The sequence below is a fragment of the Pseudothauera rhizosphaerae genome, assembly GCF_004801305.1.
GTDB classification, from domain to species: Bacteria; Pseudomonadota; Gammaproteobacteria; order Burkholderiales; family Rhodocyclaceae; genus Pseudothauera; species Pseudothauera rhizosphaerae.
This window is the reverse complement of sequence record NZ_SSOD01000003.1, coordinates 1-22,844: the sequence shown is the minus strand read 5'-3', so window position 1 is coordinate 22,844 and position 22,844 is coordinate 1. Positions and strand designations below refer to the sequence as shown.

Here is a 22,844-nt window from a genome sequence, read left to right as displayed (position 1 = left end):
ATGGTGAAATGAAAGGGGCGGGGACCACGCCCCGCCCCTTCCGTCCGAGCCTGCCGGCTCAGACCGCGTAGCGGCGCAGGCGCAGCGAGAATTCCTGCAGTTGCGCGATGCCGCTCTGTTCGGCACGCTCGATCCAGTCGCGCAGTTGGGCCAGCAACTGTTCGCGGGTGGCGTTGGAGCGCGCCCAGATGGCTGCCAGTTCCTCCCGCATGGCCATCACCGTGGCCAGCGCCTTGCTGTCGCGCAGCACTTCGGACAACTGGCGCTTCTCGTGCTCGGCCAGGTGGCGGTCCTCGCCGGAGAGCACCCAGCGGGTGAGGGCCTTGGGGTCGAATTTACCGGCGTGGCGGGTCTTGAGCTGGGCGATCTCGTCCCGGCAGATGCGCTTGAGCGAATCCACGTAGCGCGTCATGACGTCGTAGCGGTGGGTGATGACCGCCTGCAGGGTGTCGAAATCGGGCACGTGCTTGGCCGCACCGAACTTCGGCCGCGGGATCACCTTGCGCGGGGTGGCCAGGCCCAGCAGGGCCAGGGTGCGGATGTAGAGCCAGCCGATGTCGAACTCGTACCACTTGGCCGACAGCTTGGCCGAGGTGGCGAAGCTGTGGTGGTTGTTGTGCAGTTCCTCGCCGCCGATCAGGATGCCCCAGGGCACCAGGTTGGTGGAGGCGTCCGCGCAGTCGTAGTTGCGGTAGCCCCAGTAATGGCCCACGCCATTGACCACGCCGGCCGCCCAGAACGGGATCCACACCATCTGCACCGCCCACATGGTCAGGCCGATGGGGCCGAACAGCAGCAGGTCGATGCCCAGCATGAGGGAGATGCCCAGGATGGAGTGGCGATAGACCTTGCGCTCCAGCCAGTCGTCCGGCGTGCCGTGGCCGTAGCGGGCGAGCGTCTCGGCGTTCTTCGCCTCGGCCCGGTAGAGTTCCGCCCCTTCCAGCAGCACCTTGAGCAGGCCGCGGGTCTGGGGGCTGTGGGGGTCTTCGGGGGTTTCGCACTTGGCGTGGTGCTTGCGGTGGATGGCGGCCCACTCCTTGGTCACCATGCCGGTGGTCAGCCACAGCCAGAAGCGGAAGAAGTGGCTGGGGATGGCGTGCAACTCCAGCGCCCGGTGGGCCTGATGGCGATGCAGGAAGATGGTCACCGAGGCGATGGTGACGTGGGTCAGCGCCAGCGTGGCGAGGACGTAGCCCCACCAGGGGAGTTCGATCAGGCCGTGATACATGCGTGCGGGTTTCCTTCGGATGGATGCGCGCCGGCGATTCTACGCGGCGCCTTGCGGCGGACAAGTGGGGTTCGCCCGTAGGGGGCGCCGCCATGGGCGGAGACTCAACAGAGACCGTGCGGCTGCGCTTTGGTTCAGGCTCAGGGCTTCCACGGCAGGCTGCGCACCAGGGTGGCGGCCTCCCGGTGGCGTTGCCAGTTGCGCAGATAGGTCTGGGCCAGCGGGCAGTGATTGCGCAGCACGAGGAGATTCTCCGCGTTGCGCTCGCGGGCCGACCAGGTGTAGTTGTACGAACCGGTCGCCACCGCGCAGCCGGGACCGGCCGCGTCGGCGATCAGCACCTTGTTGTGGGCGGCGGCGTAGCCGGTCTCGAAGGCCACGGGAATGCCCGCCTCCAACAGTTGCGGCAAGGCGTTGCGCCCGCGCTTGTGCATCTCCGCATCGGCCAGCACCTCCACCTTCACACCGCGGCGGTGGGCTTCGATGAGCGCAGCAGCCAGCTTGCGGCTGGTGAAGATGTAGGCCTGCACGTGCAGCGTACGGCGTGCCGCGCCGATCACGCCCAGCAGCACGCTCTCCGGGTCGTCAGCAGGAGAAAAGGCCACTTCCACGCTGCCCTGGGCGGGCAGCACTTGCCCGGCCACGGCCGGCAGCGCGGCAAGGGCCAGCAGCAGCACGCCAGCGCGTTTACGCATCCGGCGCCGCGCGCTCCAGCACCGCGGCGAAGAAGCCGTCGGTGTCGTGCTCGGCCGGGGACAGGTGCAGGCGCCTGCCGGTGGCGAGTGTTATGCCCTGCTTCGCCAGCACGTCCTGGGCGTCCCCTTCGCGGAATTCGGGATGGGCGGCCAGGAAGGCATCCACCACGCCGTCGTTCTCCTCGGCGAGCAGGCTGCAGGTGGCGTATACGAGGCGCCCGCCGGGGCGCACCAGACGGGCCGCGGCGGCGAGGATGCTGCCCTGCTTGGCCACCATCTCGGCCACGGACTCCGGGCTCTGGCGCCATTTCAGGTCCGGGTTGCGGCGCAGCGTGCCCAGGCCGCTGCAGGGGGCATCCACCAGCACCCGGTCGGCCTTGCCGGCCAGGCGCTTGACCTTGGCGTCGTTCTCGTGGGCGATCACCGTGGGATGCACGTTGGACAGCCCTGCCCGCGCCATGCGCGGCTTGAGCTTGGCGAGCCGCCGCTCGGACACGTCGAAGGCGTACAGGCGCCCGGTAGAGCGCATCATCGCGCCCAGTTGCAGGGTCTTGCCGCCGGCGCCGGCGCAGAAATCCACCACCAGTTCGCCCCGCTTGGGCTGCACCAGGAAGCCCAGCAGTTGCGAGCCCTGGTCCTGCACCTCGAAGCTGCCGTCCAGGAAGGCCGGATGCTTCTGCAACGCGGGCTTGCCGGCCAGGCGCACGGCCTGGGGCGAGAGCACGCCCGGCTCGGCGGCGATGCCGTCGGCGCGCAGGCGGGCGATGAGCGCATCCCGGTCGGTCTTGACGAGGTTGGCGCGCAGGTCCAGCGGCGCGGGGCGGTTGAGACTCCGGGCCAGGGCCAGCAGGCCGGCCTCGTCGGTGCCGGCGAGCAGGCGCTCGGCCAGCCAGTCGGGCAGGTCGGCACGGTCGGCGAGGCTGCCCTCGTCCACCGCGGCGCCCTTCAGCTCCGCCAGCCATTCCCGCTCGGTGGCGTTGGCCAGCCCCTCGAAATTGCGCAGCGGCCAGTTTTCGCCGCGGGCCAGCCAGGCCAGCACCAGTTCGCGCGGGCTGGCCGCCTCGCCGACCAGGCGGCGCAGCCAGCGCAGGCGGCGCAGCACGGCGTACACGGTCTCTGCGACGAAGCCGCGGTCGCGGTGGCCAAGGGCCTTGTGGTCGCGGAAATGGCGCGACAGCACGGCGTCGGCGGGATGTTCGAAGCCGAGCACCAGCCCCAACACCTGGACGGTCTGCACCAGCAGCGGGCGGGTGACGGCGAATTGCGGATTCTTCATGTCTTCCTTCAGTTGTTCTGCTGGAAGATGTGGGCGAGCGGGTCCACTTCCTCCTCGAGTTCGATCATCGCCTCGGGCTCTCCGGCATCAGCCGCGGCGGCGGCCGCACCGGGCGGCGACAGACGCAGTTGGATGGCCTGCTGGTCGAGCACCTCGCCGTCGTCGTCCGTCATGCGGATGCGCACCGGCAGCATGCCGTAGTTGCGAGCGAGCCAGATGTCTATGGTCATGGAACCGTCGGCCGCCTGGGCGCGCAGGCGCAGCGTGTCCAGCCGGCCGATGGGCAGTTGCACCGTCTCCTCGCCCACCCGCTCCAGGCGCGCCGGCTTGGCGCTCCTGCCGCTGACCACGGTGAGTTCGGCCGGCAGGCCGGCGGTGCCGATGATGCCGATCTGGTGCCACAGGCTGAGCACGTCCTGGTCGCCGGGCCGTACCGACGCTGCCCGGCGTTCCTTGCCGCCGCGCTGCAGGCTGACCCGTCCGGCCGTCCAGTCGAAGGCGGCGAGTTGGGTCGGCCGTCCCTGCTGCTCCACGGTGAAGCGCTCCGGCTTCAGCCCGCGCCTGCCCACCTCGCCCTCGCTGCGCTGGACGTAGCGCAGGCCGCTCAGCAGCGCCGCCACGCCGGTGGTCTGCACCAGCACGCTCATGCGGTAGCGGCGTTCGTCGTGGGACCACTCGTGGCGCGATTCACCCACCTGCATCCCGCCCTTGCCGAGGAAGACCCGGAACACGATGGAGCCCTGCGCCGGCCAGCCTTCCACGTCCAGCACCTCGGCCGCGGCCACCGGCACGGCCTCCGCCAGCGGCGCAGGCTCGGGCGGCGGCGCTTCCACGGCCGGCAGTTCGTGGGCCAGCGCCGCCACCTCGGCCGGCGGCGCGGCCTCCTCCACCGGCGCCGGCTCTGCGGTGATGGCGGCCGGCGGCGGGGGCGCCGGCTTCGCCCGCCGCGGGGCCGGCACCACCGGCACGGGCTTCAGCGCGGCTACCTGCACCGGCTCGGGCGCGGGCGGCGGAGGCGGGTCGATCAGCGCCGCGCGCACGACGAAGGGTTCGGGCAACTCGGGCCGGTCGGCCGTGGGCAGGGGCAGCCCGCCGCCGAGCAGCCAGGCGTGCATGCCCACCGACAGGCCGAGAGCGAGCAGTGTGTTGCGGATGCTCATGGACGCGGTCCGCTCAGCACCCGCCGCCGTCCAGGCAGGGCACGATCAGCGCCGGGGCGGCCGGGCCTTCGCCGCGCACGCGCATGCGGTGGCCGCCTTCCAGTTGCAGGCGGCCCTCCACGAACCAGCGCACGGCCTGGGGGTAGATGCGGTGTTCTTCGGCCAGCACGCGCGCGGCCAGGCGCTCCTCGTCGTCGTCCGGCAGCACCGGCACCACGGCCTGGATCACCACCGGCCCGCAGTCCAGCGCCGGGGTGACGAAATGCACCGTGGCGCCATGCACCCGCACGCCGGCTTCCAGCGCGCGGCGGTGCGTGTGCAGGCCGGGGAAGGACGGCAGCAGGGAGGGATGGATGTTGAGCAGCCGCCCTTCGAAGCGGCGTACGAAGTCGTCCGTGAGCACGCGCATGAAGCCCGCCAGCACCACCAGGTCCGCGCCGTGGCCTTCGATGACCTCGGCCAGCGCGGCGTCGAAGGCGGCACGATCCGGGTAGTGCCTGTGGTCCACCACGGCGGTCGGGATGCCTCGGCCCGCGGCGAACTGCAGGCCCTGGGCATCGGGCCGGTTGCTGATCACCGCGGCGATCCGCGCGCCGGGAATGGCCGCGCGCACGATGGCCTCCATGTTGCTGCCGCGGCCGGAAACGAGAATGACGATGGACTTCATGATCCTGTGGCGTGAAGCGCCCGCACGTTCAGCGCACGGGCAGGAAGACGGCGGTGGCCATGTTCTGGACCACCCGGGTGACGGTACGTTCGGTCTTTTCCTCGACGACGTCGGAGAGCACTTCGAGCTGGCCGATGATGCGGCCGAACTCGCGCTCGAAACTGAGGTTGGCGACCTCGCCGATCTCGTTCGAGAGCAGCAGCGGCGCGCCCCGCTCGTCGCGCGCGGTGGACAGTTTCCAGGCCGCGATCTCCACGTTGCGGGCCGCATTGTAGATGCGCTGGGCGTTCAATTCATCAAGAAGATAGAACTCCACCTTGTCGCCGAAGGCGCCCTGCACCATGCTGGCCAGCCCGACGGTGAAGGCGGCGACGCGGTCGCCGCGGTATTCGGGATGAAAGGCGATCTGCAGCGCCTCGATGTCGCGCCGGTAGCCCAGTTCCTCCAGCCGCCAGCCGTGCCTGCCGTCGAACAGGCGGGCGACCGCCTCCTCCGGCCCCGCCGCCCCGCTCTTGCGCCACTCGCGCGGATTGCGCCGGTAGAGCTTCTCCGCCAGCCGGCGCAGGCTGATGAACACGCGGCGCTGGTGGGCCTCCGCGAAGCGGTCGATGTCGGTCTTGGCCAGATGCTGGGGCGCGAAGGACGGCAGGCGCCCGTCCCGCGGTGCGGTGCCAGGCGACGAGCAGGCGACCAGCACCATCCCCGCCGCGAGCAACGCCGGCAGCCCGCGCCGGCCTGCGGGGCGGCCGGACGGCGGCAGGGAACGGGGCGGCGAGCTTTGCAAGATCTGTTGCGCCAAATGGATAACGCCGCATGATACCGGAAGGCCCGCCCCGCCGCGGTGCGTATAATTCCTCCCTTGTTCCCACCTTCACCACCCATGTCCGTCATCCATCGCCTGCCCGACCTGCTGGTCAACCAGATCGCCGCCGGCGAGGTGGTGGAGCGTCCCGCCTCGGTGCTCAAGGAAGTGCTGGAAAACGCCGTGGATGCCGGCGCGCGCGCCATCGAGGTGCAGCTCGAACAGGGCGGCGTACGCCGCATCCGCGTGGCCGACGATGGCTGCGGCATCGCCCGCGACGACCTGGAACTCGCCCTGGAGCGCCACGCCACCAGCAAGATCGCCAGCCTGGACGACCTGGAGCGGGTCGGCACCATGGGTTTCCGCGGCGAGGCGCTGGCGGCCATCGCCGCCGTGGCCCGCACCACCATCACCAGCCGCGCCGCGGGAAGCCCGCACGCCTGGCGCATCGCCGGCGACGACCGCGGCACGGCGCCGGCCGCCCTCAACCACGGCACCGTGGTGGAAGTCGCGGACCTCTATTACAACACCCCGGCGCGGCGGAAATTCCTCAAGTCCGAGGGCACCGAGTTCGCCCACTGCGACGAGATGTTCCGCCGCGTGGCGCTGGCCCGGCCGGACATCGCGCTGCAGCTCGCCCATAACGGCCGCATCAGTCATCGCCTGGCCGTGGCCGCACCGCTGGCCCGCGTGGCGGCGCTGATGGGCGACGACTTCGTCGCCCACGCCCGCGAGGTGGAGGCCGAATCCGGCGCGCTGCGCCTCACCGGCTTGGCCTCGCTGCCGGCCTACTCGCGCGCCAGCCGCGATGCGCAGTACTTCTTCGTCAACGGCCGCTTCGTGCGCGACAAGCTCCTCACCCACGCGGTGCGTCAGGCCTACGCCGACATCCTGCACGGCGCGCGCCACCCCGCTTACGTGCTGTTCCTGACCCTGGACCCGGCGGGCGTGGACGTGAACGTGCATCCGGCCAAGATCGAGGTGCGCTTCCGCGACGCGCGGGCGGTGCACCAGTTCGTCTTCCATGCGCTGACGCGCGCGCTGGCCGAATCGGGTGCGGCCCAGGCCGGCATGGCGGCGGAAATCCGCGCGGAGAACGCACCGGCCGCAGCCCCCCGCCCGGCCTACCCGGCCCCCGCTCCCGTGCAGGGCCGGCTGGCGATGGAGCCGGCCAGCCGCGCCTACTTCGACTTCGTCGCCGGCGCCCGGCCGGATGAAGCGCCCGCCACTCTGGCCGAGCGCCCCGCCCCCGCGCCGCTACCGTCCGCCGCCGTACCGGCACAGCCCCTGCCGGCCAGCGAGTACGCGCCCCCCCTCGGTTTCGCACTGGCGCAACTGCATGGCGTCTACATCCTGGCGCAGAACGAACAGGGCCTGGTGCTGGTGGACATGCACGCCGCCCACGAGCGCATCCTCTACGAAAAGCTCAAGACCGTGCTGGACGGCCGCCCCGCGGTGCAGCGCCTGCTGATCCCGGCCGTGTTCGGCGTCGGCGCGCGGGACATGGCCGCGGCCGAGGAGCACCAGGACGTGCTCGCCCGCATGGGTTTCGAGATCGCCCCGGCCGGCCCGCAGGAACTCGCCGTGCGCAGCGTGCCGGCCCTGCTCGCCAACGCGCCGGTGGCGGAACTGGTGCGCAATTTGCTGGAAGAATTGCGGGAATACCCGGCCACCGAGGTGGTGAGCGCCCGGCGCAACGAACTCCTCGCCACCATGGCCTGCCACGGCGCCGTGCGTGCCAACCGCCAACTCACGGTGCCGGAGATGAACGCCCTGCTGCGGGAGATGGAAGCCACCGAGCGCGCCGACCAGTGCAACCACGGCCGCCCGACCTGGACCCAGCTCGGGATGCAGGAGCTGGACCGCTTCTTCATGCGCGGGCAGTAGCCCGCACGGCACGCCGTGACCGCCGTCCATCCCCCCGCCCTGCTCCTGCTCGGCCCCACGGCCAGCGGCAAGACCGCCTGCGCGCTGGCGCTCGCCGCGGCGCTGCCGGTGGAGATCGTCAGCGTGGACTCCGCGCTGGTGTATCGCGGCATGGACATCGGCACCGCCAAGCCCACGCCCGCGGAACTGGCGGCCTGTCCGCACCACCTGATCGACATCGTGTCGCCGGAGGAAGCCTACTCCGCCGCACGCTTCCGCGCCGACGCCCTGCGGGTCATGGACGAAATCGCCGCCCGCGGGCGCATTCCCCTGCTCGCCGGCGGCACCATGCTGTACTTCAAGGCGCTGCGCGAGGGCCTCTCCGACCTGCCTCCGGCGGACGCCGGACTACGCGCGGAAATCGACCGCGCCGCCGCCATCCGCGGCTGGCCGGCGCTGCACGGGGATCTGGCCGCCCTCGACCCGGAAGCCGCCGCCCGCCTGGAACCCACCGACGCCCAGCGCATCCAGCGCGCGCTGGAGATCGTGAAACTCACCGGCCGGCCCGTCGCGGAAAGCTACGCCCGCCGCGGGATGCCCGCCCCGCCCTGGCGCCTGCTGCCGATCGCGCTCGCGCCCTCGGACCGCAGCGTGCTGCACGAGCGCATCGCGCAGCGCTTCGAACACATGCTCGCCGCCGGCCTGGTGGACGAAGTGCGCCGGCTGCGCACGAAATACCGCCTGGACCTCTCCATGCCCTCGATGCGCTGCGTGGGCTACCGCCAGGCCTGGGAGCACCTGGACGGCCTGTACGATCTCGACACCCTGCGCTTCAAGGGCGTGGCCGCCACGCGCCAGCTCGCCAAGCGCCAGCTCACCTGGCAGCGCCAGTTCCGCGAAACCTGGCCCGGACTGACGGAAATCGACTGCCTGCAACCCAATCTCGCCGGCGCGGTGCTGGATGCCGCCCGCCGGCTGCTGGATCAGACCTGAAAGGAAAACACCCCATGGACGACAAGGCCGAAATCGAACAGCAGACCCGCCGCTGGCTGGAGGACGTGGTGATCGGGCTCAACCTGTGCCCCTTCGCCCACCAGCCCCACCAGCACGGGCGCATCCGCATCACGGTCACCGAGGCCGCCGACGAGGAAAGCCTGCTGGAAGCGCTGCAGGAGGAGATGAGCCTGCTCGACGCCGCCGAGGAAACGGAGATCGAGACCACGCTGCTGGTCACGCCGTACATGCTCGACGACTTCGAGCAGTACAACCAGTTCTTCGACCTGGTGGACGTCTGGCTGCAGGAGTTCGGCTGGGAAGGCGACTACCAGGTGGCGAGCTTCCACCCGGACTACCGCTTCGCCGATACCGACCCGGACGACCCGGGCAACCTCACCAACCGCTCGCCGTGGCCGGTCTTCCACCTGATCCGCGAGTCCAGCATAGACCGGGCGCTGGCGAGCCACCCGGACGTGGACGGCATCCCCGCGCGCAACATCGAGCGCGTGAAGGCGCTCGGCGCGGACGAACGGCGGCGGCTCTTCCCCTATCTCTTCGGCGGCTGACCCCGCGCCGGACCGTCCTCACGCGCCCCGGTCGGCGGCGAGTTCCGGCTCGCCGCCCGCCGGCGGCGCATGGTGGTCGGCCGCAAGCGGGTTGCGCTCGCGGCGGGCGAGCAGCGTATACACCGTCGGCACCACGAACAGGGTGAAGAAGGTGCCCAGCAGCAGGCCGCCGACGATCACCCAGCCGATCTGCTGGCGGCTCTCGGCGCCGGCCCCGTGGGCGAGCGCGAGCGGCACCGCGCCCAGCACCATGGCGCCGGTGGTCATCAGGATGGGGCGCAGGCGCAGCACGGAGGCTTCGATGACCGCCTCGAACAGCCCCTTGCCGGCGTCGCGCAACTGGTTGGCGAACTCCACGATCAGGATGCCGTGCTTGGTGATCAGGCCGACCAGGGTGATCAGGCCGATCTGGCTGTACACGTTGAGCGTGCCACCGGTCATGTACAGCGCGCCGAGGGCGCCGGCCATGGACAGGGGCACGGTGAGCATGATGATGAGCGGGTCGCGGAAGCTCTCGAACTGCGCGCACAGCACCAGGTAGATGAAGGCCAGCGCGAGCACGAAGGTGAGCGCCAGGCTGGCGGTGCTGGTCCTGAACTCGCGCGACTGGCCGTCGTAGTCGATGGCGTAGCCGGGCGGCAGGATGCGCGCGGCGACCTCTTCCAGATGGGTGAGCGCTTCGCCCAGCGCGTAGTCCGGCGCCAGGTTGGCGGTGATCTTGACCGCGCGGCGCTGGCCGAAGTGGTTCAGCTCGCGCGGGCTCACCGTCTCGTGCACGCTGACCACGCTGGCCAGCGGTACCATGCCGCCGTCGCGCGCGCGCACGTAGAGGTCGCGGATGTCGGCGGGGTTGGTGCGGCTCGCCTGCTCCACCTGCACCAGCACGTCGTACTGTTCGGAGTCTTTCTTGTAGCGCGTCACCTGGCGGCCGCCGAGCATGGTTTCCAGCGTGCGGCCGATGACTTCCACCGACACGCCGAGGTCGGCGGCGCGCTCGCGGTCCACCTCCACCGACAGTTCGGGCTGGGTGAGCTTGAGGTCGGATTCGGGCGAGATGAAGCCGGGGTGATCGGCGATCTCGTCCAGGATCAGGTTGGTGTAGTGGGACAGTTCCTCGTAGGACGCCGAGGCCGCGACGACCATGGACACCGGGCGCGAGCGCGCGCTCTGGCCGAAGGAGGCCGGCAGGCTGGGATAGGCCTGCACGCCGGCCACGTCGCGCATCTGCGGACGCAGCTCGGTGGCGATGTCGGTCGCCTTGCGCGGGCGCTCGTTCCAGTCGGTGAAGGCGACGAAGGAAATGCCCTGGGACAGCGTGGGGTTGCCGCTGATCACCATGTAGAGGTTCACGTCCTCGGTCTTGGCGTAGATGCGCTCGATCTGCTGCGCATAGCGCGCCATGTACTCCATGGTGGCCCCTTCGGGCCCGGAAAAGAGACCGATGACCCGGCCGCGGTCTTCGATCGGGGCGAGCTCCTGCTTGAGCTGGCCGAACAGGAACACCGCGCCGCCGGCCACCACGGCGAAGGCCAGCATGACCACCCAGCGCGCCCGGAGCGCCGCGCCCAGCACCCCGCGGTAGCCTCCGGTCATCCATTCGAGGAAGCCCTCGATGGTGTTGTAAAGGCGGCCGTGCTTCGGCTCGTGGCGCAGCATCTTGGAGCACATCATCGGCGACAGGGTCAGGGCGACGAAACCCGACACCAGCACCGCGCCCGCCAGCGACAGCGCGAACTCGGTGAACAGCTTGCCGGTGCGCCCGCTCATGAAGGCCACCGGGGCGTACACGGCGGCCAGCGTCAGCGTCATGGCGATGACCGCGAAGGCGATCTCCCGCGAACCCTGGAAGGCCGCCTTGAGGGGCGGCACGCCCTCCTCGATGTGGCGGTAGATGTTCTCCAGCATCACGATGGCGTCGTCCACCACCAGGCCGATGGCCAGCACCAGGGCGAGCAGCGTCAGCGTGTTGATGGAAAAGCCGAAGACCAGCATGAGCGCGAAGGTGCCGATCAGCGACACCGGGATGGTGACCAGCGGCACCAGCGTGGCGCGCCAGTTGCGCAGGAAGAACAGGCAGATCAGCGCCACCAGCAGGATGGCCTCGAAGATGGTGGAGAACACCGCCGAGATGGAGCGCTCGATGAACACCGTGTTGTCGTTGGCGATGGTCATCGTCATGCCTTCCGGCAGTTCGGCTTCCAGCGCCGGCATCATTTCCACCAGGCCGCGCTTGAGATCCAGCGGGTTGGCGGTGGCCTGCTTGATGAGGCCGATGGAGGCCGCCGGCTTGCCCATGAAGCGCACCAGGCTGCGTTCGCTGGCGGCGGCCTCCTCCACCCGGCCGATGTCGCGGATGCGCACCGGGTAGTCGCCCGGCGTGGGCGGGGCGCGCACCACCACGGCCTCGAACTGGGCCGGTTCGGTGAGGTCGGTGGCGGCCACCACGGTGAATTCCCGCCGGGTACTCTCGATGCGCCCGGCCGGCACCTCCACGTTCTGCCGCCGCAGGGCGTCCTCCACGTCCTGCACGGTGAGGCCGTAGGCGGCCAGGCGGTCCCGGTCCAGCCAGATGCGCATGGAAAAGTCGCGCCCGCCGTAGACCCGCGCGTCCGCCGCCCCCGGCAGGGTCTGGAAACGGGGCTTGACGATGCGGGTGGCGAAATCGGTGACTTCCAGCGGCGAGTGGCGGTCGGACGAAAACGCCACCCAGATGATGGGGCTGGCGTCGGCTTCCACCTTGGCGATCACCGGCTCGTCCACGTCGTCCGGCAGGCGCCGGCGCACGCGGGAGACGCGGTCGCGCACGTCGGCCGCGGCGCTGTCGGGATCGCGCTCGATGCGGAAGCGCACGGTGATCTGGCTGCGCTCCTGGCGGCTGATGGACTGGATGACGTCCACCCCTTCGATGCCGGCCAGGGAATCTTCCAGCGGCTTGGTGACCTGGGATTCGACGATCTCGGCGCTGGCGCCGCGGTAGGTGGTGTCCACGGTGACCACCGGCTCGTCGATGTTGGGGTATTCGCGCACCGTGAGCTTGGTCCACGACACCACCCCGACCAGCACCACCAGCAGCGACAGCACGGTGGCGAACACCGGGCGGCGGATGCAGGTATCGGAAATCACCATGGCCGTCCCTCCTTCAGTCGGCCGCCGCTTCCGCCGCGGCGTCCGCCACCACGCGGACCGCTGCGCCTTCACGCAGCTTGAGCTGGCCGGCGGTCACCACCTCGTCGCCGGGGGCGAGGCCCTCGACCACTTCCACCAGCGATTCGCGCCGCGCGCCGGTGCGGATGTTCACCCGCTCGGCACGGCCGTCCACGACCCGGTAGACAAACTGCGCGTCGCCGGGTGCCGGCACCAGCGCCTCTTCCGGTATGGCCGCCACGGCGGGGCGTTCCTGCAGGATCAGGCGCACGCGCGCGAACATGCCGGGGCGCAGGCGGCCTTCCGGATTGGCCAGGCTGGCGCGGATGACCGCGGCACGGCCCTGGGCATCCACCAGCGGATCGATGGCGTCCACGCGCGCGGCGAAGCGCTCGCCGGGCAGGGAATCGCTGCCCACTTCCAGGGCCTGCCCCACGCGCAGGCGCGGCAGCAGGGTCTCGGGCAGGCGGAAGTCCACCTTCAGCACCGAGATGTCCTCCAGATTCACCAGCGGGTCGCCGTCCTTGACGAAGTCGCCCACGCTCACCTGGCGGATGCCGACGATGCCGTCGAAGGGCGCCACCAGGATCATGCGCCGGTAGCGCGCGTCGGCCAGTTCCACCGCCGCCCGCGCCACCTCCAGCCGGCTGGCGGACTCGTCGCGCGCGCTCTGGCTGACGAAGCGGCGCTCGAAGAGGTCTTCGGTGCGGCGGGAGTTGGATTCGGCCAGCGCCAGTTCGGCACGCGTCTGCTGCAGTTCGGCGCGCTGCACGGCGGCGTCCAGTTCCACCAGCACCGCGCCGCGTTTCACCGGCGTGCCTTCGCGGAACAGGATCGCGCTGATGCGCCCCGAGACTTCCGGGCGCAACACCACCGATTCGTTGGAGCGCAGCGTGCCGACCGCCGCGGCCTCGTCGGCCATCGCCACGATGCGCACCGCGGCGGTTTCGACGACCGCCTCGCTGCCGTTGGACGCGGCCTCGGCCGGTGGCGGTGCCGACGACGGCGCGCGGTTGATGTACCAGGCCACACCGCCCAGCAGGACGATGCCCGCCAGGCTCGCAGCGACGATCAGCTTCGGTTTTCCCGCCATACGGATTCGGTTCCGTTCGGAGCGCCCGGCCGCGGGATGCGGCCAGGTCGGTTCAGGCAGCGCTGGATTCAAGAGACCGGCGCGGGGGAAGCAAGTTGCACCGCGCGCCGCAGTCAGCCGACGATGGTAGCCGCCTCGCCGGGGCCGCGCGTGTCGATGCGGCCGATGCGGAACACGGTCTCCCCGGCCGCGGCGAGCGCCGCCTGGGCGGCATCCGCATCCGCGGCGGAGACGATCGCCACCATGCCGATGCCGCAATTGAACACGCGGTACATTTCCTGCGCGTTTACGTTGCCGGCGTCCTGGAGCCACTGGAAAAGCGGCGGCAGCGTCCATGCGGCGGCGTCGATGCGGGCGGTGAGCCCGTCCGCGAGGATGCGCGGCACGTTCTCGGTGAGGCCGCCGCCGGTGATGTGGGCCAGTCCCTTGACCGCGCCCGGCTGTGCGCGCATCAGCGCGAGCAGCGGCTTCACGTAGATGCGGGTCGGTTCCAGCACCGCGTCGCGGAAGGGACGGCCGTGGAAGCCGGCATCCAGGTCCGGCTTGGCGAGGTCGATGATCTTGCGGATCAGCGAGTAGCCGTTGGAGTGCGCCCCGCTGGAAGCCAGCCCCAGCACCACGTCGCCCGGCGCGATGCGGCTGCCGTCGATGATTTCGGACTTCTCCACCGCGCCCACCGCGAAGCCGGCCAGGTCGTATTCGCCGTCCGGGTACATGCCGGGCATCTCGGCGGTCTCGCCGCCGATCAGCGCGCAGCCGGCCAGTTCGCAGCCGCGGGCGATGCCGCCGACCACGGCCGCGGCGGTATCCACGTGCAGCTTGCCGCAGGCGAAATAGTCGAGGAAGAACAGCGGCTCGGCGCCCTGCACCAGAATGTCGTTGACGCTCATGGCCACCAGGTCCTGGCCCACGGTGTCGTGCCTGTTCCACTGGAAAGCGAGCTTGAGCTTGGTGCCCACCCCGTCGGTGCCCGACACCAGCACCGGCTCGCGGTACTTGCCGGTCAGCTCGAACAGCGCGCCGAAGCCGCCGATGCCACCCAGCACCTCGGGGCGCATGGTGCGCTTGGCGAGCGGCTTGATGCGGTCGACCAGGGCGTCGCCGGCGTCGATGTCCACGCCGGCGTCACGGTAGGAAAGGGAGGGTTTGGAGGCGGTCAAGATCGGTCCTCGGAGGAGCAGTGTGCGAAAGCCTGTCCAGCCGGCGCGTCGCCCGCAAGCTTGAGGGCGTCACGCCGAATGGCTACATTTACGGATTCTGCGGGGCCGCCGGCCCCGCGCCAAGTCCGCGATTTTACTCGAAATGACCCCTGCCCGCGCGTCGGAATCCTGGCAAACCCTGGTCTGGGCCGGCGTCGGCCTGGCCCTGCTGGGCCTGTTCTACCTGCTCTCCCCCATCCTCGCCCCGTTCGCCATCGCCGCGGTGCTGGCCTACATCTGCGACCCGGCGGTGAACTGGCTGGTGGCGCGCCGCCTGCCGCGCCCCCTCGCGGTGCTGCTGGTGATCGCCGGCATCGGCCTGCTGCTGGTGCTGCTGGTGGGCATCCTGGTGCCCATGGTGGTGTCCGAGACCAGCGCCCTGGTGCGCCGCCTGCCCGACCTGGTGGATATCTTCAACCAGCGCACCGCCCCGTGGCTCGCCGAACGCTTCAACGTCGAAATCCAGCTCGACGCGGCCTTCCTGCGCGAACTGGTGCGCGAACACGGTACCAACGCCCAGGATGCGCTGCGGGTGCTGTTCGCCCACGCCCGCAGCGGCGGCATGGCGCTGATCGGACTCGCCGCCAACCTGTTCCTGATTCCCATCGTCATGTTCTACCTGCTGCAGGAATGGCCGCGCCTGCTCGCCGAACTGCGCAACATCGTGCCGCGCCCGTGGCTGGAACGCGGCATGCGCATCGTCCGCGACATCGATTCGGTGCTGTCCGAATTCCTGCGCGGGCAGCTCTCGGTGATGCTGCTGCTGGCGGTGTTCTACAGTGTGGGGCTGTGGCTGGCCGGGCTGCGCTTCGCGCTGCCGGTGGGCGTGATCACCGGCCTGCTGGTGTTCATCCCCTACGTGGGCTTCGGCGGCGGGCTGGTGCTGGCGATCATGGCCGCCCTGCTGCAGGGCGAAGGCTGGACGCCGCTGATCGGCGTGGCGGTGGTCTACAGCCTGGGCCAGCTCATCGAAAGCTTCATCCTCACGCCCTACATCGTCGGCGACCGCATCGGCCTGCACCCGCTGGCGGTCATCTTCGCGCTGATGGCCTTCGGCCAGCTCTTCGGCTTCGTCGGCATGCTGGTGGCCCTGCCGGTGAGCGCCGCGCTGCTGGTGGGCCTGCGCGAACTCAGGGGCGCCTGGCTCGCCAGCCGGCTCTACCGCGGCGACACCCCCGACGAGGGCCAGGCGTGAAGCAGTTGGTGCTGGACATCCGCCGCGACGCCCCGCCCTCCTTCGACAACTTCGTGGCCGGCGCCAACGGGGAACTCGTCGCCGCCCTGCGCGCTACCATCGTGGGCGAATCCCACCTCTACCTGTGGGGCGCGCCCGGCTGCGGACGCAGCCATCTGCTGCGCGCCAGCGTGGCCGAAGCCCAGGCCGCCGGCCGGCCCGCGCTCCACCTGGCGGGCGCCGAAGCCGCGGACGCCCTGCCCGACACACCGGACGCCCTGCTCGCGGTGGATGACATCGACCGCCTCGCCGAACCCGCCCAGATCGCCCTCTTCAACGCCTTCAACCGCGCCGGCGCGCTGCGCCAGACCCTGCTCCTCACCGGCCCCAGCGCGCCGCGGGAACTCGCCCTGCGGGAAGACCTGCGCACCCGCGTCGGCCAGTGCCTGATCTATGAAGTGCAGCCCCTGGACGACGCCTCCCGCACCGCCATCCTGGCCGGCCAGGCGCAGCGCCGCGGACTGCGCATCGGCGACGACGTGGTGGACTTCCTGCTGCGCCACGGCCGGCGCGACCTGCCCAGCCTGCTGGCGACGTTCGACGCGCTGGACCAGGCTTCGCTGGAACGCAAGCGCCCGGTCACCCTGCCCTTGCTGCGCGAACTGATGCAGGGCGGGCTGGAAATCTGAAGTGAAACTGCACGACGTTCGCCAAGTGCCCGAGCCCCTCCCCCCTTGCGGGGGAGGGGTTGGGGAGAGGGGGAGTGCGGCGGCGCCACGCCACCTGTACCTGCCGCAGCCCCCTCTCCCCGGCCCTCTCCCACGAGGGGAGAGGGAGTGCATGCCCTGTCGAGCATCTTCCTCGACACGTCTCCCCGGCCCTCTCCCACGAGGGGAGAGGGAGTGGCGCTCCCGTTTCATCGGCTGCGGGTGGCGCGCAGCGCAATGGATAACTGAAATGAAACTGGACGACATCCGCCGAAAGTCCGGGCCCCCTGACGGGGGACGGGGAGCTTGCCGCCTTTCTCCCTCCCCCCTTGCGGGGGAGGGCCGGGGAGAGGGGGCGTCCCGCAGGGACGTAAGCGGCCGTCGTGCCGACCCGGCCCGCGTCCCTCGTCCGCCCGCCCCCTCTCCCCAACCCTCTCCCACGAGGGGAGAGGGAGCAAAACCACCACGTTTCATGCGTCGTGGGACGCGCAACGCGCGGTGGAGCAACTGAAATGAAACGCTCCCCACGCTCACTTCGTTCGCTGCCCCCGAGGGGGCTGCAGTACGCTTGAGGCGGCTCGGCGCGTACTGAAATCTCCCCAACCCTGGACGGAAACACCCCGTGGACCTGGTTCTCTTCGATCTCGACAACACCCTGCTCAGCGGCGACTCGGACTTCGCCTGGGCGCAGTTCCTCATCGCCAAGGGCGTGCTCGACCGGGAAGTGCAGGAGGCGAGGAACGTCGCCTTCTACGAACAGTACAAGGCCGGCACCCTGGACATCTTCGAATTCCTCGACTTCCAGCTCGCCCCCCTCGCCCGCCATCCGCGCGCCCAGCTCGACGCCTGGCACCGGGAGTTCATGGAAACCTCGATCCAGCCCATGATCGGCCCGAAGGCCCGCGCACTGGCGCGCCAGCACCTGGACCGCGGCGCCCTGGTGGCCGTGGTCACCGCCACCAACGCCTTCGTCACCGGCCCCATCGCGCGGGAATTCGGCATCGACCACCTGGTAGCCACCATCCCCGCGGTGGAAAACGGCGCCTTCACCGGCAAGCCGCGCGGCACGCCGGCCTTCAAGGCCGGCAAGATCGAGCGCGTGGAGGCCTGGCTGGAATCCCTCGGCCTCTACCTGGGCAGCTTCGAGCGGACCTGGTTCTACAGCGATTCCCACAACGACCTGCCACTGATGAAGCGCGTGGACCGCCCGGTGGCGGTGGACCCGGACGACACCCTGCTCGCCCACGCGCAGGACAACGGCTGGCCGGTGATCTCGCTGCGGGGCGAATGACCCGGCAGGCAGAGGTTCACCGCTCCCGCAGGCTCTCGTCCGCATAGCGCAGGAGCGGCCCGAGGAAGTATTCGATCAGCCGCCGCTTGCCGGTCTTCACCTCCACCGTCACCGCCATGCCCGGAGACAGGCGCACCGTGCGTCCTTCCACCAGCAGCGTGTCGCGCGCCAGGCGCACCCGCGCGGCGAACACCAGCCCCAGCTTCTCGTCCTGGATCGCATCCGAGGACACGTCCACCACCTCGCCCGCAAGGGTGCCGTACTTGGTGAAGGGGAAGGTCTCCACCTTGATCTCCACGGCCTGGCCCGCATGCACGAAGCCGATGTCCTTGTTCGGCACCAGCGCCTCCACCTCCAGCGGATTGTCCAGCGGCACGATCACCATCAAGGGCTGCGCCGGGGTCACCACCCCGCCCTGCGTATGCACCGCCAGTTGCTGCACGCGGCCATCGACCGGCGCCGCCAGCAGCATCAGGCGGTCGCGGCTCTCCGCCTTGAGCAGTTCCTGGGCCAGGGAGGCCGCGCGCTCCTGCGCCGCCTGCTGGCGGTCCAGCCATTCCCGCCGTGTCTCGGCCACCAGGCGGGCTTTCTGGTGTTCCGCCTCCAGCCGCGAGGCGGCGATCTCCGCCAGCTTCTCGCGCTGGGCGGCCAGGTCGCGCTCCTGCTCGATGCGCGCCTGCTCCAGTTCCAGGTAACCGTGGCGCGAGACGAAGCGCCTTTCCATCAGGTCGCGGTAATCCCGTGCCCGCTGCTCGACGATGGGCAGTGTCTGGCGCAGTTTTTCCACCACCGCCAGCGTGGCGCGCCGTTCCGCCTCGCGCCGGGCCACCTCGGCATCCAGTTGGTCGAGCGCCGACGCATACGCCGCATAAGTCCCACCCACCAGGCGTTGCTCCGCCTCCAGGCGCGGCGGCTCCAGGTCCGGCGGCAGCACGTCCCGCAGCGCGGCGAGTCCGGGCGGCTGGCCGGCTTCCAGTGCGGCCAGCAGCGCACGGCTGCGCCCCGCGTCCAGCACGGCGGCGTTGAACTCGCTGCGCAGCCGCTCCACGTCCGCCCGCGCCACGGTGGCATCCAGTTCGATCAGCGGCTCCCCGCTGCGCACCACCTGCCCGTCGCGCACGTGGATGGCGTGGATGGTGCCGGTTTCCTGCGGCTGCACCACCTTGCTGCGGCTGTCGGGCACGATCTTGCCGGCGGCGGTGGCCACCACATCCACGTGGCCGAACACCGCCCACAGCAGGGCCAGCAGCGCGAACAGCAGGATCAGCCCCATCGCCACGCGTGGAGCCGGATGCACCGGCGTCTCCTGCAGGGCGAGGGTGGCCGGCAGAAAGCGCGCCTCGTGGGGCAGGCGCACGGGCGGGTCCATCTCGCGCCGGTGGCGCCAGGCGTGGGCGAACACCGCCCGGTAACGCGCGAACAGATCGCGCAGGGCCTGCAGGCGCGGCCTCATCCGGCACCTCCCTGCAGGGCGAGCAGATGCGCGTAGCGCCCGCCCTCGCGTTGCGCCAGATCGGCATGGGGGCCGGCCTCGACGATCTCCCCCTTTTCCATCACCACGATGCGGTCGGCCCCGCGCACGGCGGAAAGCCGGTGGGCGATGATGATCACCGTGCGCCCCCGGCAGATGGCGCGCATGTTGGTCTGGATGATGCGCTCGGACTCGTAGTCGAGCGCGCTGGTGGCCTCGTCGAAGATCAGGATGCGCGGGTCGCCCATCAGCGCGCGCGCAATGGCGATGCGCTGGCGCTGCCCGCCCGAGAGCGTGGCGCCGTGCTCGCCCACCACCGTGTCGTAGCCTTCGGGCAGTTCCAGGATGAAGTCGTGCGCGCCGGCCAGCTTCGCCGCCTCCATCACCGCCTCGATGGGCGCGCCGGGGTCCACCAGCGCGATGTTCTCGCGGATCGTGCGGTTGAACAGCAGGTTCTCCTGCAGCACCACGCCGATCTGGCGGCGCAGCGAAGCGGCGTCGGCCTGGGCCAGGTCGATGCCGTCCACCAGCACCCGCCCGCGCTCGGGCACGAACAGGCGCTGCACCAGCCGCGTGAGCGTGCTCTTGCCCGAGCCGGAGCGGCCGACGATGCCGATCACCTCCCCGGCCGCTATCGTCAGGCTCACCCCACGCAGCGCCTCCGGGCCGTCCGGCCGGTAGCGGAAGCGCACCTGGTCGAATTCGATGCCCCCCGAGATCGGCGGCAGCGTGGAACGATTGCCGGCGGCCAGTTCCGTGCGCGTGTTGAGGATATCCCCCAGGCGCTGCACCGAAATGCCCACCTGCTGGAAGTCCGTCCACAACTGCGCCAGCCGCATGATGGGCTGCGCCACCCGCCCGGCCAGCATGTTGAAGGCGATCAACTGCCCCACCGTCAGGTCGCCGTCGATCACCAGCCGCGCGCCCAGCCACAGCGTGCCCACGGTGACCAGCTTGCCCACCAGGTTCACGCCTTCGTGCGCGATCGTGGACAAAGTGTTGGCGCGGAAGCTCGCCGACACGTAGGCCGCGAGCTGGTTGTCCCAGCGGCGGGTCATCTGCGGCTCCACCGCCATGCTCTTCACCGTATCCACGCCGGATACCGCCTCCACCAGAAAGGCCTGGTTCTCCGCACCGCGGTTGAACTTCTCGTGCAGGCGCGCGCGCAGCAGCGGCGTGATGCTGAGCGAAATCGCCGCGTACAGCGGCAGCGATGCCAGCACCACCAGCGTGAGCCAGCCGCTGTAGAGCAGCATCACGCCGATGAACACCACCGAAAAGAACACGTCCAGCACCACCGTGATGGCGTTGCCGGTGAGAAAGGCGCGGATGTTCTCCAGCTCGCGCACGCGCGCCACCGAATCACCCACCCGGCGCGCCTGGAAATAGGCCAGCGGCAGCGCCAGCAGGTGGCGGAACAGGCGCGCGCCCAGTTCCACGTCGATGCGGCTGGTGGTGTGGGCGAACACGTAGCTGCGCAGGCCGGAGAGCAGCACCTCGAACACCGACACCGCCAGCAGCCCGATGGCGATCACGTCCAGCGTGGTCAGCCCCCGGTGCACCAGCACCTTGTCCATCACCACCTGGAAGAACAGCGGCGTGACCAGCGCGAAGAGCTGCAGCGCGAAAGACACTGCCAGCACCTCGCCGATCAGCCGCCGGTGCTTGACCAGCGCGGGCACGAACCAGGAAAAGTCGAAGCGCGCCATCTCCCCCGCGAGCGAGGCGCGGGAGGTGAACAGGATCACCTCCCCCGTCCAGCCGGCCGCGAAATCCGCCCGTGCCAGCACCTGCGGACGACCGGCGGCGGGGTCGTGGATCAGCACCTTGTCCTCGTCCGCGCGCGCCAGCACCACGAAGCCACCTTCGCGGGTGAATGCCATGGCCGGCAACGGCGTGCGCGCCAGGCGCGCCAGCGTGGTCCTCACGCGCTTGGCCTGCAGGCCGAGCCTCTTCGCCGCCAGCAGGATCTCGGCCACGCCGAAGGGGGCGCCGTCTATGGCATGCTCGTGCGCCAGTTGGTCCGGGTCCGCCGCCACGCCGTGGAAGCGCGCCAGCATCACCAGGCAGGCCAGGCCGCTATCGGGCGCGGGCGACGGCTCCGCACCGCGGGGGGCTGCAAGAATTTCTTCTGTCATTGGGTACCAAAGCGCACGCGGCCGGCCAAGCCGCCCCGCGCGCAAAGCAGAGGGGATGAAACCGCCCCGGCGGACCACCCGGCCCGCCGGGGCGTCGGCGCTATTGCCAATTGGCCGCGATCACCGCATCGAGCGTCTCGCGGTAACTGCCCGGCAGGCTGGTCTCCCCGGCAGCCGGCGGCGAAAACGCCGCCATCGCCGACACCAGCGCATCCACCTGGTTTTGCAGCAGGATCGATCCGTCGCCGGCATGGAACTGCTCCACCCGGTAGGCCGCGCCGGAGTACCAGTTGTTGATGGTCACCTTGTCGTCGGAGCCGATCACGCCCACCTGCAGGTGGTTGCCGTTGCGGCTGAACCAGAGCTGGTCGGCGGCGATGCCGTCGGCGAAGACAAGGCGGTCGGTGTTGCCCGAGGTCGTGTCGTAGTCGGATATCGTGTCCTGCCCATCACCACGGTGAAAGCTGTAGGTATCACTACCCTTGCCCCCCTCCAGGAAGTCATTGCCTGCCCCACCGTACAGCGTGTCGTTGCCCCCGCTGCCGTATAGGCGATCATTGCCCACACCACCGTCGAGCACATCGTTGCCGTCCTCCCCGTACAGTGTGTCGTTGCCTTCGCCGCCGTACAGGGTGTCGTGGCCGGCGGCCCCTTCCAGCTTGTCGTTGCCGGCTCCGCCTTCGAGCACGTCCGCTCCGCTCGTGCCCCGGATCGAGTCCGACCCGGCCGTGCCCGCCAGCGCCAGAGCCACGATCTGGGCAGGGCTCCACACCGTGCCGTCCGCAAAGCGCACCGCCTGGATCGGGTTCGAGACGTGCGACGGATTGTCGCCGCTGTCGAAGAACTGCGTCACCGTCACCTGGTCCGTGCCGCCAGCCAGTGTGAACACCAGGCTGCCGCCCGAGCGCCGCACGCTCACCTCATCGACCGTCACCCCCGCCTTGAACTGCAGCACGTTGTGCTTGGTCGAGGACGTGTCGCGGTCCGAACCGATCGTGTCCTGGCCGTCGCCATGCCCGAACAAATAGGTGTCGTTGCCCGCGGCCCCGTACAAATGGTCGTTGCCGGCCCCGCCGTCGAGCACGTCGTCGCCAGCTTCCCCGTACAGCGTGTCGTTGCCTTCGCCACCGTACAGGGTGTCGTGGCCCACGGCCCCTTCCAGCTTGTCGTTGCCGGCTCCGCCTTCGAGCACGTCCGCTCCGCTCGTGCCCCGGATCGAGTCCGACCCGGCCGTGCCCGCCAGCGCCAGAGCCACGATCTGGGCAGGGCTCCACACCGTGCCGTCCGCAAAGCGCACCGCCTGGATCGGGTTCGAGACGTGCGACGGATTGTCGCCGCTGTCGAAGAACTGCGTCACCGTCACCTGGTCCG

At 70.3% G+C, this 22,844-nt stretch carries 18 protein-coding genes; 6 read left to right on the top strand and 12 right to left on the bottom strand.

Annotated elements, in window-relative coordinates; translation table 11 throughout:
- Nucleotides 1-58: 58 nt before the first annotated feature.
- The 6 genes from E6O51_RS03920 to E6O51_RS03895 all read right to left on the bottom strand — a co-directional run bounded on the left by E6O51_RS03920 (nt 59) and on the right by E6O51_RS03895 (nt 5,810).
- The gene (locus E6O51_RS03920) at nt 59-1,228 is read right to left on the bottom strand and encodes a DesA family fatty acid desaturase (RefSeq protein ID WP_136383678.1); all 1,170 of its coding nucleotides are present in this window, start codon (nt 1,226-1,228) and stop codon (nt 59-61) included.
- A gap of 140 nt (nt 1,229-1,368) precedes the next feature.
- Nucleotides 1,369-1,923: a phospholipase D family nuclease gene (locus tag E6O51_RS03915; protein WP_136383677.1), complete on the bottom strand. Its 555-nt coding sequence runs from the start codon at nt 1,921-1,923 to the stop codon at nt 1,369-1,371.
- The gene (locus tag E6O51_RS03910; protein ID WP_136383676.1) at nt 1,916-3,199 is read right to left on the bottom strand and encodes an RsmB/NOP family class I SAM-dependent RNA methyltransferase; all 1,284 of its coding nucleotides are present in this window, start codon (nt 3,197-3,199) and stop codon (nt 1,916-1,918) included. Before E6O51_RS03910 ends, E6O51_RS03915 begins: the two co-directional genes overlap by 8 nt.
- A gap of 8 nt (nt 3,200-3,207) precedes the next feature.
- Nucleotides 3,208-4,359 (bottom strand): DUF3108 domain-containing protein, encoded by a 1,152-nt coding sequence (locus tag E6O51_RS03905; RefSeq protein WP_136383675.1) that lies wholly within the window; start codon nt 4,357-4,359, stop codon nt 3,208-3,210.
- A 13-nt stretch (nt 4,360-4,372) separates the two neighbouring features.
- Complete coding sequence (purN, locus tag E6O51_RS03900) at nt 4,373-5,026, bottom strand: phosphoribosylglycinamide formyltransferase (RefSeq protein WP_136383674.1); 654 nt, start codon at nt 5,024-5,026, stop codon at nt 4,373-4,375.
- A 28-nt stretch (nt 5,027-5,054) separates the two neighbouring features.
- Nucleotides 5,055-5,810, bottom strand: coding sequence for a hypothetical protein (locus E6O51_RS03895; RefSeq protein WP_330997902.1), 756 nt, complete (start codon nt 5,808-5,810; stop codon nt 5,055-5,057).
- A gap of 96 nt (nt 5,811-5,906) precedes the next feature.
- On the opposite strand from E6O51_RS03895, the gene mutL reads away from it, so the two are divergent.
- Genes mutL through E6O51_RS03880 form a run of 3 tightly spaced genes read left to right on the top strand, consistent with a single transcriptional unit; the run spans nt 5,907 to nt 9,256 of the window.
- Complete coding sequence (mutL, locus tag E6O51_RS03890) at nt 5,907-7,715, top strand: DNA mismatch repair endonuclease MutL (RefSeq protein ID WP_136383673.1); 1,809 nt, start codon at nt 5,907-5,909, stop codon at nt 7,713-7,715.
- Nucleotides 7,716-7,730: 15 nt separating this feature from the next.
- On the top strand, nt 7,731-8,687 hold the full coding sequence (gene miaA / locus E6O51_RS03885) for a tRNA (adenosine(37)-N6)-dimethylallyltransferase MiaA (RefSeq protein ID WP_136383672.1): 957 nt from the start codon (nt 7,731-7,733) through the stop codon (nt 8,685-8,687).
- Nucleotides 8,688-8,701: 14 nt separating this feature from the next.
- Nucleotides 8,702-9,256 (top strand): DUF1415 domain-containing protein, encoded by a 555-nt coding sequence (locus E6O51_RS03880; RefSeq protein WP_136383671.1) that lies wholly within the window; start codon nt 8,702-8,704, stop codon nt 9,254-9,256.
- Between the two features lie 18 nt (nt 9,257-9,274).
- Here E6O51_RS03880 and E6O51_RS03875 read toward each other — a convergent pair whose 3' ends face one another.
- The 3 genes from E6O51_RS03875 to purM form a co-directional block, all read right to left on the bottom strand.
- Nucleotides 9,275-12,382, bottom strand: coding sequence for an efflux RND transporter permease subunit (locus tag E6O51_RS03875; RefSeq protein WP_136383670.1), 3,108 nt, complete (start codon nt 12,380-12,382; stop codon nt 9,275-9,277).
- A gap of 13 nt (nt 12,383-12,395) precedes the next feature.
- Nucleotides 12,396-13,493 (bottom strand): efflux RND transporter periplasmic adaptor subunit, encoded by a 1,098-nt coding sequence (locus E6O51_RS03870; protein WP_136383669.1) that lies wholly within the window; start codon nt 13,491-13,493, stop codon nt 12,396-12,398.
- A gap of 113 nt (nt 13,494-13,606) precedes the next feature.
- Entirely contained in the window at nt 13,607-14,653 is a 1,047-nt protein-coding gene (gene purM, locus E6O51_RS03865) for a phosphoribosylformylglycinamidine cyclo-ligase (RefSeq protein ID WP_136383668.1), read from the bottom strand.
- Between the two features lie 142 nt (nt 14,654-14,795).
- Between purM and E6O51_RS03860 the strand changes: the two genes are divergently transcribed.
- The 3 genes from E6O51_RS03860 (at nt 14,796) to E6O51_RS03850 (ending at nt 17,864) form a co-directional block, all read left to right on the top strand.
- The gene (locus E6O51_RS03860) at nt 14,796-15,887 is read left to right on the top strand and encodes an AI-2E family transporter (protein ID WP_136383667.1); all 1,092 of its coding nucleotides are present in this window, start codon (nt 14,796-14,798) and stop codon (nt 15,885-15,887) included.
- On the top strand, nt 15,884-16,555 hold the full coding sequence (gene hda, locus E6O51_RS03855) for a DnaA regulatory inactivator Hda (RefSeq protein WP_136383666.1): 672 nt from the start codon (nt 15,884-15,886) through the stop codon (nt 16,553-16,555). Before E6O51_RS03860 ends, hda begins: the two co-directional genes overlap by 4 nt.
- Before the next feature lie 640 nt (nt 16,556-17,195).
- Entirely contained in the window at nt 17,196-17,864 is a 669-nt protein-coding gene (locus E6O51_RS03850) for a histidinol-phosphatase (protein WP_136383665.1), read from the top strand.
- Nucleotides 17,865-17,880: 16 nt separating this feature from the next.
- Here the strand turns inward: E6O51_RS03850 and E6O51_RS03845 are convergent, their stop codons facing one another.
- From E6O51_RS03845 to E6O51_RS03835, 3 genes are all read right to left on the bottom strand, one after another.
- Nucleotides 17,881-19,317 carry an HlyD family type I secretion periplasmic adaptor subunit gene (locus E6O51_RS03845; RefSeq protein ID WP_136383664.1) on the bottom strand — a complete coding sequence of 479 codons (1,437 nt, stop codon included), beginning with the start codon at nt 19,315-19,317 and terminating at the stop codon, nt 17,881-17,883.
- Nucleotides 19,314-21,473: a type I secretion system permease/ATPase gene (locus E6O51_RS03840; RefSeq protein ID WP_136383663.1), complete on the bottom strand. Its 2,160-nt coding sequence runs from the start codon at nt 21,471-21,473 to the stop codon at nt 19,314-19,316. Before E6O51_RS03840 ends, E6O51_RS03845 begins: the two co-directional genes overlap by 4 nt.
- Nucleotides 21,474-21,573: 100 nt before the next feature.
- Nucleotides 21,574-22,844 (bottom strand): calcium-binding protein (locus tag E6O51_RS03835; protein WP_330997899.1); only part of this gene is annotated, 1,271 nt, incomplete at its 5' end.